Source organism: Streptomyces sp. RK62, assembly GCF_018070255.1.
In the GTDB taxonomy this organism is placed as follows: domain Bacteria; phylum Actinomycetota; class Actinomycetes; order Streptomycetales; family Streptomycetaceae; genus Streptomyces; species Streptomyces nigra.
Genome location: NZ_JAGPYD010000007.1, coordinates 388,788 through 399,443, shown reverse-complemented (window position 1 = coordinate 399,443; position 10,656 = coordinate 388,788). Strand labels below are relative to the sequence as shown.

The window sequence follows — 10,656 nt, the reverse complement described above, 5'->3', positions numbered from 1 at the left end:
CGTCCCGGGCCCCCCCGCTGCGGGGGGAAGCGCCTGAGCGATCTGTTACGACGGGGGAATCGCGTCAGGCACTGCGGGGGGTGGCTGAGATGGTCCTTGCTGCCGGGGTCTCCGGCTCCACGAGACGGTGGTCCCGCTGGTCCAGGTTGACGAAGATCATTCCGTACCGGATGGCGCACCGCACGGGCTGCGGCGCCCCCCGAGGCCGCCGCAGACACCGGTAGGCCCGCACGTCCTCGTCCTCGTCGCGCGTGACGACCACCGGTTCGCCGAAGACGGTCACCATCAGGGAGTCACCGGGGTGGGGGATCGCGGTGACCAGGTCGATGAAGTGCCACCCTGAGCGGTAGGCGGTCGCCATCTCCCTGCGGAAAGACCGGTCGTCGGGTGGGGTGGTCATGCCGACTCCTGCACACTGCCGCCATTCACACCGATGGCCGGCCAGGAGCTGTCCCCGGCGATCACGACAGTCGGGGCCGCACTGGGCCAGCTGCTGTCCGCCCGCGAGTCGCTCTTCGCTTCCGAAAGGCCACTCAGGGCTCCGACGGCCACAACGGCGGAGAAGGCGGCGACAAGAATCGAGCGAAGCATTTTGTTCCGCATAGTCGGCTTCGTCCTCACTTGAAGGTCCCCTCTTCCCCCGTCGAGTAAGACGATGGCTCATTCGGGCACTTCATGGCCACACGATCGGTGCATCATGTTCCTGCATGTTCAGGACCATGGGGGGTGGAGATTTGGCAACGAATCAGACTAAAGCGACACATCCCCATGCGATGACCGAGATGTGCGCTCAAGGCAGCCGTCTCTATGCGAACGCGCTGCGTGCAGGGCGTATCGCCCGCGAGGACGTGGAGTCCGCGCCCTGTCTGATGGAGTTCGCACTGCTGTATCCGGACCCCGACGACGCGAACTGGCTGATCCCCCTTCCGGCCTCCGTGGCTCTCGCGCAACGGCTCAATCCCATCGAACGGGAGATCGCCGAGCGCCGCCGGCTCTCGGTCGAGCTGACCGAGTCCCTCCAGCCCTTCATGGACCTGAGCACCCAGGTCACCGGAAGCACCCACTCGATCACCGTCCTGGAGGGCGGGGAGCGGATCAACGCCGCCCTCAACCTGGCCACCGCCCAGTGCCAGACGGAGATGCTGACCATCCAGCCCAGCACCCGTATCTCGGAGAGCAGCCTCCTGCAGGGCCTGGAGCGCGACCGGCCGCTCATCGAGCGCGGTGTGCGCATCCGGACCCTCTACCAGCACACCGTGCGCTACAACCCCGGCAAGCTGGCGTACGTCGCCCAGCTCTCGGACGGCAAGGTCGAGTACCGCACGATCGACGAACTCGTCGAACGCCTCATCATCTGCGACGAGTCGGTCGCCTTCATCCCCACCCGCGACGACCAGCAGGTGGCCCTGGAGCTACGGCACCCCGGGCTGATCCGCTACCTCATCAAGGTCTTCGAGTTCATGTGGAGCCGCGCGGTCCCGCTGAGCGAGCACGCCCCCTACGAGACCGCCCCCGACGGCATCACCGACATCCAGCACACCATCGCCAAGCTCCTGGTGGAGGGCCATGTCGACGAGGCCATCGCGCGCCGGCTCGGGATGAACGTCCGCACCTGCCGGGCCCACATCGCCAAGCTGGCCACCGCCCTCGGCAGCGGCAGCCGCGCCCAACTCGGCTATCTCATCGCCCAGTCCGGCATCCTGAACGAGGATCACCGGCCCGGAGGCAGCTGAGCCGCGTCCCGCCCGGCCGGCACCCCGAACGGCTGCGGGGCGGGGATCTGCGCCGCGCGCGCCGCCCGGTCGAGGCCGACCTGCGCGATCCGCACGCCCAGCTGTGTACGGCTCGCCGCGCCCAGCGTCTCCGACAGCCGCGCGATGTGCGCCCGGCAGGTGCGCACGCTGATGCCCAGCCGCTCCGCGATGACCGCGTCCTGATGCCCCTCGGCGAGCAGCGCGGCGATGGACTGCTCCCGGTGCGAGATGCCCTCGAAGCCGGTGTCGGGGATCGGGGCGGTCAGCGGGATCGCCAGCCGCCACAGCCGGTCGAACGCCGTCACCAGGTAGTTGACGAGGGCCGGGTGCCGCAGCTCAAGCGCCATCGTGCGGTCGGTGTTCGCCGGGATGAAGGCCACCGTGCGGTCGAAGAGGATCAGCCGGTCGATGACCTCGTCCAGGGTGCGGGCCTCCACCGCGTCGCCCATCAGCTCCAGGTAGTTGAGCAGCCCCTGCCCGTGCCGGGCCACATGCGTGTACAGGTCGCGCATCCGCACGCCCCGGCCGCGCAGCGCCATCGCCCGGTGCAGACCCTCCGTCAGCTCGTGCTCGGGCCGGATGCCGCCGGGCTGCACGGTCAGCACCTCACGGGTGCAGGCCTGCGTGGCCTCGTCCAGCGCGGCCTGGATCCGCGCGTCACCGTCGAGGATGCGCAGGGCGGTGCCCTCGACGCCGGACGCCTGGCTGGGGAGCGGGGCGAGTCCGGCGTACCGCTCGAAGGCCGCGACCGCCGAGCCCATCCGCAGCTGGGCCGTGCTGACCTCGTCGTACATCCCGCGCAGCAGCCGGGTCATGACCTCCTGCGGGGAGGTCGGCACCAGCCAGTCCATGTCGTCGGGGTCCGGGTGCAGCAGCGCCAGCTCCAGCAGGCAGGGCACCGGTCCGGCGTCCCGGCGGGACACCCGGCCGCGGCGGACGGCCCGGGAGTACACGCGGTCCCCGGCCTCGCACAGGCGGTCGGCGCCATGGGGATGCTCCTGCTCCCCGTGCCCGGCCATCGCTCCATCCACCCCCGGTCTCGCCTCGCGCGCCGGTACCGCGCCCGGCCCTGCGGGCCTGAGGTTCGCTCGCGCTTCCGCAGCGCAACTATGCGCGGACGGGCCGTGGTCCGCAACACGGCTCCCGGCGCGCGCCGGGCCGCAACATCCTGTTACATCCTGGTATTTCCGTCCCTCAGGGGCGCCGGTCTGCAACAAGCTGATGGAGTGTTTCCAGCCGTGTAGGCACGCACAGGCCGATTTCCGCCCATGGGGTGCGCCGAGGGGTCCGGACAACGCGGGAGCCGCCGGGGCACGATGCCCCGGCGGCTCCCCTGGCTCGTCCGTCGACGGCTACTTGGTGAGGCCCGCCTGCTGGCACGCGGCCTTGTACTTGGCCGTGCAGATCTCGGACAGCTTGTAGATGCCGTCGGCCAGGACCGTCTTGTCGATGTTCGACTTGGTCAGGGCGGACACCGGGACCAGCAGCGCCGGGATGTCCTGGTGGGTGGGGCTGTCGACCTGGTCCTGGGTGAGGGAGTCGAACTGGATGTCCTTGCCCTGGACCTTGGCGACGGCCATCTCGGCGGCGCTCTCGGCCTCGTGCGGGTAGGACTTGTACACGCTCATGTACTGCTCGCCGGACAGGATGCGCTGCACGGCGTCCAGTTCGGCGTCCTGCCCGGTGATGGGCGGCAGCTGGGTCACGCCCGCGGCCTCCAGGGCCTTGATGACGCCGGAGGCCATGCCGTCGTTCGCGGAGTAGACGCCCTTGATGTTGCCGACGCCGATCTCGTTGAGCGCCTCGGTCATGTTGGCCTGGGCGTTCTCCGGCTTCCAGTCCTTGGTGTCGTACGACTTGGCTATGTCCACCGTGCCCTTGAGCTCGGAGAGCGCGCCCGACTTGAACTGCTTGGCGTTCGGGTCGGTGAGCGAGCCGTTCATCATCACGATCTTGTCGGACGAGTCGACGTCGCCCATCGCCTCCAGCAGCGAGCGGGCCTGCACCTCGCCGACCAGCTCGTTGTCGAAGGAGACGTAGGCGTCGATCGGGCCCTCGGCGAGACGGTCGTAGGCGATGACCGGGATACCGGCGTCCTTGGCCTTCTCGACACCGCCCGCGATGGCGTGGGCGTCCACGGCGTCCAGCAGGATGACGTCGACCTGGTCGTCGACCATCTGCTGGAGCTGCTCCTCCTGCTTCTTCGCGTCCGCGTCGGCGTTGCGGTAGACGACCTTGCCCTGCCGGCTGGTGAGGCTCTCCACCTTCTTCTTGATGATGGGGTAGTCGAACTTGTCGTACCGGGTGTTCGCGGTCTCCGGCAGCAGCAGGCCCACGGTGACGTCGTTGCCCTTGGTCGGGCTCGCCTCACTGCTGTCGCCCGTTACCCCCAGCCCCCCGCACGCGCCCAGCGCGAGGGTCATCGTGGAAGCGGCGGCCACGGCGGTGGCGGTACGGCGCAGAGAGCGCAAGGGACGCATAGAGAAGCTCACTTCTGGTGCCTTCGGGACACGGGCGCTCCATTGCGCCCCAATGTCTGAAAAGACAACGCGCCGACGCCCCCCAGCGTCAAGCGGAACCACTTAACGAGTGCGCAACACTACGCTCCGTCGATCATGTAAAGACATTGCGGAACTTCGCGATTCACCTGTTACACCCCCTCCACCGGATCCCACACGGCCGGCAAGCGGAGGCGGTAGCGGAATCCGTACAACCAACCCCGTTCGTGATGAGTCCTGTTCAGGACGGCTCGCACCGCCGTCCCGTACTCGACCAGAGGATCGAATGAACCCAGCCAGACGCGCGACCGCCGCCGCGGCGACGACGGTCGCGCTCGCCACCGCGGGCACCCTGCTCACCACGGCCACCCCGGCGTCGGCCGCGGTGACCTGCACCTCGCCGGTCTTCAAACGGCAGTTCTTCGCGAACACGTCCTTCTCCGGGACCGCGAAGAAGACGGACTGCGACAGCGCGATCGACCAGAGCTGGACCGGCGCCCCCATCACCGGCCTGCCCAAGGACAACTTCGGCGTCCGCTGGAGCGTCACCCGCGACTTCGGCTCCGGCGGCCCCTTCACCCTCACCGCCTCCGCCCTCGACGGCATCCGTGTCTACGTCGACGGCACCCGCAAGATCGACCTGTGGAAGAACACCTCCACCACGGTCACCAAGACCCTGAACCTCACCATCCCCTCCGGCACACACACCCTGCGCGTCGACTACGTCAACTGGACCGGCAGCGCCAAGGTGAAGTTCACCTACACCCCCCGCACCACCGCCTCGGTGGACAAGACGAAACCCCTCGCCCCCACCGGCGCGAAAGCCGTCTACGACACCACCACCGGCAAGACGAAACTCACCTGGACCGCCAGCAAGGAGATGGACCTCTCCGGCTACCGCGTCTACCGCCGCCTGAAGGGCGCCTCGTTCGCCGCCACGCCCCTCGCGACGACCACCTCCACCTCGTACACGGACACGACCCTCCCGAAGACGGGCGCGACCTACTACTACGAGGTCCGCGCCAGGGACAAGGCGGGCAACGAGAGCACGGGCTCGACGGACCAGCCGGTGACGACCGTGGACCTGACGGCGCCGGCCGCGCCCACCGGGCTGACCACCTCGTCCGAGGAAAATGGCCTGCTGGTCGCCTGGAAGGCCGTCGACGGCGCCACGTCGTACCGCCTCTACCGGGCCGCGACCGCGGACGGCACGTACACGCGGGTCGCCACCACCTCCAAGGCCTCCTCCGTCGACACGACCGCCGTCGAGGGCACCACGTACCACTACCGGGTCACGTCGCTGGACGCCGCCGGCAACGAGTCGGCGCGCTCCGCCCCCGTCAGCGGCAAACGCCGCGACATGACGCCGCCCTCCCTCGTCACCGGGGTCACGGTCGCGCCGACCGACTACGGCTTCGAGGTGCGCTGGGACGCCAACCCGACGCCCGACCTGCGCAGCTACGTCGTACGCCGCGGCGAGCTGTGGGGCGACGAGGAGGAGCAGGTCTGCTCCCTCTACCCGGGCTACTACGTGTCGGCCGACACGACGTCGTACGCCTACACCACGCTCCCGGACGGCGAGGAGTCCTGCTTCATCGTCGACGCCGTGGACGACGCCGGGAACTCCGCCTTCCAGTGGACCGGCGACGCCCAGATCGTGGTGGCGACGGAACGGGACACCACCCCGTCCGTCGAGACGCCCGAGGGCTCCCCGCTCACGCTGGAGGCCACCGGCGCCGAGGGCGACGAGGGCAACCGGCTCACCTGGTACGGCCTCGGCGAGGACTCCCCCGAGCAGGCGGCCGGCTACCGCGTCTACCGCTGGAACCCCGCCGCCTCGGCCTACGAGCGCATCGCCGAGGCCGACCCGGGCGCCGTGGACTACTTCGACACCGGCGCCGCGCGCGGCACCACGTCCTACTACTGGGTCACCGCCGTCGCCGCCGACGGCACGGAGTCCCTCCCCACGGGCGACTACGCCATCACGGCCCCCGCCCAGTGACCGCGCGAGAACGGACCGAACGGATCCCATGAACCCAGCCAGACGCGCGACGGCGGTGACTGCCAACGCCGTCGTGCTCTCGTACGTCACCGTCACCGAGCCCGTCACCGGGCCTCCCGACGAGTGACGCCGTAGCACACACGAAAAGGGACCCGGAGAAGATCTCCGGGCCCCTCTTCCGTTTTCGTGGCTGTGCGTGGCCGGGCTAGTCCTTCGCGCGTTTCGGGCGCCAGACAACCAGGGCGCTGGTCTGCTGGACCTCCTGGTACGGGACCAGGTCGCGGCGGTACGACGCGTGCACCGCCGCCTCGCGCTGGCGCATCGTCGCCGCCGCGCCGTCCAGGGCCGACTGCAGTTCGGCGACGCGGGTCTGGAGCGCGGCGACCTGGTTCTCCAGTTCGATGATGCGCTTGATGCCGGCCAGGTTGATGCCCTCGTCCTGCGACAACTGCTGCACCTGGCGGAGCAGTTCGATGTCGCGGGCCGAGTAGCGCCGGCCCCGCCCGGGCGTGCGGTCCGGGGAGACCAGGCCGAGGCGGTCGTACTGACGGAGGGTCTGCGGGTGCAGGCCGGACAGCTGGGCCGCCACCGAGATGACGTAGACCGGGGTCTCCTCGGTCAGTTCATACGGGTTGCGCCGACGACCGTCCATCTGTCTCATGCTCCCTTCGCGGCCTGGAACAGCTCCGCCCGCGGGTCCTCGCCCGCGGTCGCCTCGCGATACGCCTCCAGCGCTTCACGAGCCTTCCCCGTCACGTCCTTCGGGACACTCACCTCGACGGTGATCAGCAGGTCCCCGCGGGTGCCGTCCTTGCGGACCGCGCCCTTGCCCCGCGCCCGCATGGTGCGCCCGTTGGGCGTGCCCGGCGGCAGCTTCAGGGTCACGGCGGGTCCGCCCAGGGTCGGGACCCTGACCTCCCCGCCGAGGGCCGCCTCCGCGAACGTCACGGGGACGGTCACCGTCAGGTTGTCGTCCTTGCGCCCGAAGACCGGGTGCGGGTCGACATGGACGGTGACGTACAGGTCACCGGCGGGGCCGCCCCGCTCGCCGGGCGCGCCCTTGCCGCGCAGCCGGATGCGCTGCCCGTCGGACACCCCGGCGGGGATGCGGACCTGCATCGTCCGGGACGACTTGGCCCGGCCGCTGCCCTTGCACTCCGCGCACGGGTGCTCGGCGATCAGACCCCGGCCCTTGCAGTCCGGGCACGGGTCGGTCAGCGAGAAGCCGCCGCCCGAGCCGCGGGCGACCTGGCCGGTGCCGACACAGGTCGGGCACACACGCGGGGTGCCGTTCTTGTCGCCGGTGCCGGCGCACGCCTTGCACGGCGACTGGGAGGACATCCGCAACGGGACCGTCGCACCCTCGATCGCCTCGGTGAAGCTGAGGCTGACCTCGGTGTCGATGTCCTGGCCGCGCCGGGGCTGGGTACGGGTCGTCCCCGGCCCGCCCCGGTTGAACAGGCCGCCGAAGACATCGCCCAGCCCGCCGCCGAAGCCGCCGGCTCCGGCCTGGCCGCCGCCCTGGGCGCCCCCGAAGAGGTCGCTCAGGTCGAAGTTGAACGAGCCGCCCGCGCCGCCCGGGCCCGGGCGGAAGCCGCCGTTGCCGAACAGGGCGCGGGCCTCGTCGTACTCCTTGCGCTTCTTGGGGTCGCCGAGGATGTCGTTGGCCTCGGAGATCTCCTTGAAACGCTCCTCGGCCTTGGCGTTGCCCTTGTTGGCGTCCGGGTGGAACTCGCGGGCGAGCTTCCGGTACGCCTTCTTGATCTCGGCCTCGGTGGCGTCCTTGGGGACGCCGAGGACCTTGTAGTAGTCCTTCTCGATGAAGTCCTTGGTGCTCATCCTCGACGTCCCTCCTTCCTCATCGGTTCAACGTCAGCCCTCGTCCGGGCCACCGCTCTCCTTGTCGTCGGCCGCCTCGGCGGACTCCTCCTTGACGGTCTGCGCGCCCGGCTGGGGCTCGGCGACGGCCACCCGCGCGGGGCGGATGGTGCGTTCGCCGATGCGATACCCCGGCTGGAGGATCGCGACGCAGGTCGTCTCGGTGACGTCCGGCGCGTAGCTGTGCATCAGCGCCTCGTGGATCGTCGGGTCGAAGGGCTCGCCCTCCTTGCCGAACTGCTGGAGGCCCATCTTCGCCGCGACGGTCTCCAGCGACTCCGCGACGGACTTGAATCCGCCGACGAGCTCGCCGTGTTCCCGCGCGCGGCCGATGTCGTCGAGCACGGGCAGGAGCTCGGTCAGGAGGTTCGCGACGGCGATCTCCTTGACCGTGATCCGGTCCCGCTCCACGCGGCGGCGGTAGTTCTGGTACTCGGCCTGGAGCCGCTGGAGGTCCGCGGTGCGCTCGCCGAGCGCGGTGCGCACCTGGTCCAGCTGGGCCACCAGGCCCGGGTCTGCGTGTCCGTCCCCGGCCGGGGCCGGCCCCTCCTGGGGGGCGGCCTTCGGCTCGGCGTCGTCAGGGGTGGCGCCGGAGGGGACGTCGGGCTTCTCGTCGAAGCCCGGGGTCTCCTCCGTCATTACGCGGCACCGTCCTTACGCTCGTCGTCCACGATCTCGGCGTCCACCACGTCGTCGTCGGCGGCCTTGGCGCCACCGGCCTCGGCACCCTCGGCGCCGGCACCGGCGGCCTGGGCGTCGGCGTACATGGCCTGGCCGACCTTCTGGGAGACCGCGGCGACCTTCTCGGTGGCCGTGCGGATCTCCGCGGTGTCCTCGCCCTTGAGCGCGGCCTTCAGCTCCTCGACAGCGGACTCGACCTCGGTCTTGACCTCGGCCGGGACCTTGTCCTCGTTGTCCTTGAGGAACTTCTCCGTCTGGTAGACGAGCTGCTCGCCCTGGTTGCGCGCCTCGGCGGCCTCGCGGCGGGCGTGGTCCTCCTCCGCGTACTTCTCGGCCTCTTCGCGCATCCGGTTGACCTCGTCCTTCGGCAGCGAGGAGCCGCCGGTGACGGTCATCTTCTGCTCCTTGCCCGTGCCCAGGTCCTTGGCGGTCACGTGCATGATGCCGTTGGCGTCGATGTCGAAGGACACCTCGATCTGCGGGACGCCACGCGGCGCCGGCGGCAGACCGGTCAGCTCGAACATCCCGAGCTTCTTGTTGTACGCCGCGATCTCGCGCTCGCCCTGGTAGACCTGGATCTGCACGGACGGCTGGTTGTCCTCGGCCGTCGTGAAGATCTCGGACCGCTTGGTCGGGATCGTGGTGTTGCGCTCGATGAGCTTGGTCATGATGCCGCCCTTGGTCTCGATACCGAGGGACAGCGGGGTCACGTCGAGGAGCAGGACGTCCTTGACCTCACCCTTGAGGACACCGGCCTGGAGCGAGGCGCCGATGGCGACGACCTCGTCCGGGTTCACACCCTTGTTGGCCTCCTTGCCGCCGGTCAGCTCCCTCACGAGCTCGGCGACGGCGGGCATACGGGTGGAGCCACCGACGAGGACGACGTGGTCGATCTCGTTGATGGAGACGCCGGCGTCCTTCATGACGTTGAAGAACGGGGTCTTGCAGCGCTCCAGCAGGTCGGCCGTCAGCTGCTGGAACTGAGCCCGGGTGAGCTTCTCGTCCAGGTGCAGCGGGCCTTCGGCGGAGGCGGTGATGTAGGGCAGGTTGATCGAGGTCTCGGTGGACGAGGACAGCTCGATCTTCGCCTTCTCCGCAGCCTCACGCAGACGCTGCAGAGCCATCTTGTCCTTGGACAGGTCCACGCCGTGACCGGACTGGAACTGCTTCACCAGGTAGTCGACGACACGCTGGTCCCAGTCGTCACCACCGAGGTGGTTGTCACCGTTGGTGGCCTTCACCTCGACGACGCCGTCGCCGATCTCCAGGAGGGACACGTCGAAGGTGCCGCCACCGAGGTCGAAGACGAGGATCGTCTGGTCGTCCTTGTCGAGGCCGTACGCCAGCGCGGCCGCGGTGGGCTCGTTGACGATGCGCAGGACGTTCAGACCGGCGATCTCGCCGGCCTCCTTCGTCGCCTGGCGCTCGGAGTCGTTGAAGTAGGCGGGGACGGTGATGACCGCGTCCGTGACCTTCTCGCCCAGGTACGACTCGGCGTCGCGCTTCAGCTTCTGGAGGATGAAGGCGGAGATCTGCTGCGGGTTGAAGGGCTTCCCGTCGAGCTCCATCTTCCAGTCGGTGCCCATGTGACGCTTCACGGAACGGATGGTCCGGTCCACGTTGGTCACCGCCTGACGCTTGGCGACCTCGCCGACGAGCACCTCGCCGTTCTTGGCGAAGGCGACGACGGACGGCGTGGTCCTGGCGCCCTCGGCGTTGGTGATGACGGTGGGCTCGCCGCCCTCCAGAACGCTGACGACGGAGTTAGTCGTGCCCAGGTCGATGCCGACCGCACGTGCCATGGTTGATTCCTCCAGCTGACTTGAGTGGAACGGACTCAAGT

At 69.5% G+C, this 10,656-nt stretch carries 9 protein-coding genes; 2 read left to right on the top strand and 7 right to left on the bottom strand.

Going from position 1 to position 10,656, the window contains the following annotated elements:
* Nucleotides 1-64 precede the first annotated feature (64 nt).
* Nucleotides 65-400, bottom strand: coding sequence for a hypothetical protein (locus KBY32_RS16430; RefSeq protein WP_055621224.1), 336 nt, complete (start codon nt 398-400; stop codon nt 65-67).
* A 373-nt stretch (nt 401-773) separates the two neighbouring features.
* Between KBY32_RS16430 and KBY32_RS16425 the strand changes: the two genes are divergently transcribed.
* On the top strand, nt 774-1,733 hold the full coding sequence (locus KBY32_RS16425; RefSeq protein WP_234350822.1) for a helix-turn-helix transcriptional regulator: 960 nt from the start codon (nt 774-776) through the stop codon (nt 1,731-1,733).
* On the opposite strand, the gene KBY32_RS16420 is transcribed toward KBY32_RS16425, so the two are convergent.
* Both KBY32_RS16420 and KBY32_RS16415 read right to left on the bottom strand, forming a co-directional pair.
* The gene (locus KBY32_RS16420; protein ID WP_055621221.1) at nt 1,712-2,773 is read right to left on the bottom strand and encodes a helix-turn-helix transcriptional regulator; all 1,062 of its coding nucleotides are present in this window, start codon (nt 2,771-2,773) and stop codon (nt 1,712-1,714) included. The two genes, KBY32_RS16425 and KBY32_RS16420, sit on opposite strands and share 22 nt — an antisense overlap.
* Before the next feature lie 333 nt (nt 2,774-3,106).
* Nucleotides 3,107-4,234, bottom strand: a complete 1,128-nt coding sequence (locus tag KBY32_RS16415; protein ID WP_210980561.1) for a sugar ABC transporter substrate-binding protein — start codon at nt 4,232-4,234, stop codon at nt 3,107-3,109.
* A gap of 304 nt (nt 4,235-4,538) precedes the next feature.
* Here KBY32_RS16415 and KBY32_RS16410 point away from each other — a divergent pair, with 304 nt between their 5' ends.
* Complete coding sequence (locus KBY32_RS16410) at nt 4,539-6,254, top strand: PA14 domain-containing protein (protein WP_210980560.1); 1,716 nt, start codon at nt 4,539-4,541, stop codon at nt 6,252-6,254.
* Nucleotides 6,255-6,459: 205 nt separating this feature from the next.
* Here the strand turns inward: KBY32_RS16410 and KBY32_RS16405 are convergent, their stop codons facing one another.
* The 4 genes from KBY32_RS16405 to dnaK are packed head-to-tail and all read right to left on the bottom strand — an operon-like array spanning nt 6,460 to nt 10,615.
* Nucleotides 6,460-6,906 (bottom strand): heat shock protein transcriptional repressor HspR, encoded by a 447-nt coding sequence (locus KBY32_RS16405; protein ID WP_055621219.1) that lies wholly within the window; start codon nt 6,904-6,906, stop codon nt 6,460-6,462.
* A gap of 5 nt (nt 6,907-6,911) precedes the next feature.
* Complete coding sequence (gene dnaJ / locus KBY32_RS16400; protein WP_055621218.1) at nt 6,912-8,093, bottom strand: molecular chaperone DnaJ; 1,182 nt, start codon at nt 8,091-8,093, stop codon at nt 6,912-6,914.
* A gap of 33 nt (nt 8,094-8,126) precedes the next feature.
* Nucleotides 8,127-8,771 (bottom strand): nucleotide exchange factor GrpE, encoded by a 645-nt coding sequence (gene grpE / locus KBY32_RS16395; RefSeq protein WP_210980559.1) that lies wholly within the window; start codon nt 8,769-8,771, stop codon nt 8,127-8,129.
* On the bottom strand, nt 8,771-10,615 hold the full coding sequence (dnaK, locus tag KBY32_RS16390; protein ID WP_055621216.1) for a molecular chaperone DnaK: 1,845 nt from the start codon (nt 10,613-10,615) through the stop codon (nt 8,771-8,773). The genes grpE and dnaK overlap by 1 nt, the downstream gene beginning before the upstream one ends.
* Nucleotides 10,616-10,656: the final 41 nt, after the last annotated feature.

What these genes read in the sequence shown, in the direction of transcription:
- KBY32_RS16430 (WP_055621224.1), bottom strand. Translation starts at nt 400, where the DNA reads ATGACCACCCCACCCGACGACCGGTCTTTCCGCAGGGAGATGGCGACC.
- KBY32_RS16425 (WP_234350822.1), top strand. Translation starts at nt 774, where the DNA reads ATGACCGAGATGTGCGCTCAAGGCAGCCGTCTCTATGCGAACGCGCTG.
- KBY32_RS16420 (WP_055621221.1), bottom strand. Translation starts at nt 2,773, where the DNA reads ATGGCCGGGCACGGGGAGCAGGAGCATCCCCATGGCGCCGACCGCCTG.
- KBY32_RS16415 (WP_210980561.1), bottom strand. Translation starts at nt 4,234, where the DNA reads ATGCGTCCCTTGCGCTCTCTGCGCCGTACCGCCACCGCCGTGGCCGCC.
- KBY32_RS16410 (WP_210980560.1), top strand. Translation starts at nt 4,539, where the DNA reads ATGAACCCAGCCAGACGCGCGACCGCCGCCGCGGCGACGACGGTCGCG.
- KBY32_RS16405 (WP_055621219.1), bottom strand. Translation starts at nt 6,906, where the DNA reads ATGGACGGTCGTCGGCGCAACCCGTATGAACTGACCGAGGAGACCCCG.
- dnaJ (WP_055621218.1), bottom strand. Translation starts at nt 8,093, where the DNA reads ATGAGCACCAAGGACTTCATCGAGAAGGACTACTACAAGGTCCTCGGC.
- grpE (WP_210980559.1), bottom strand. Translation starts at nt 8,771, where the DNA reads ATGACGGAGGAGACCCCGGGCTTCGACGAGAAGCCCGACGTCCCCTCC.
- dnaK (WP_055621216.1), bottom strand. Translation starts at nt 10,615, where the DNA reads ATGGCACGTGCGGTCGGCATCGACCTGGGCACGACTAACTCCGTCGTC.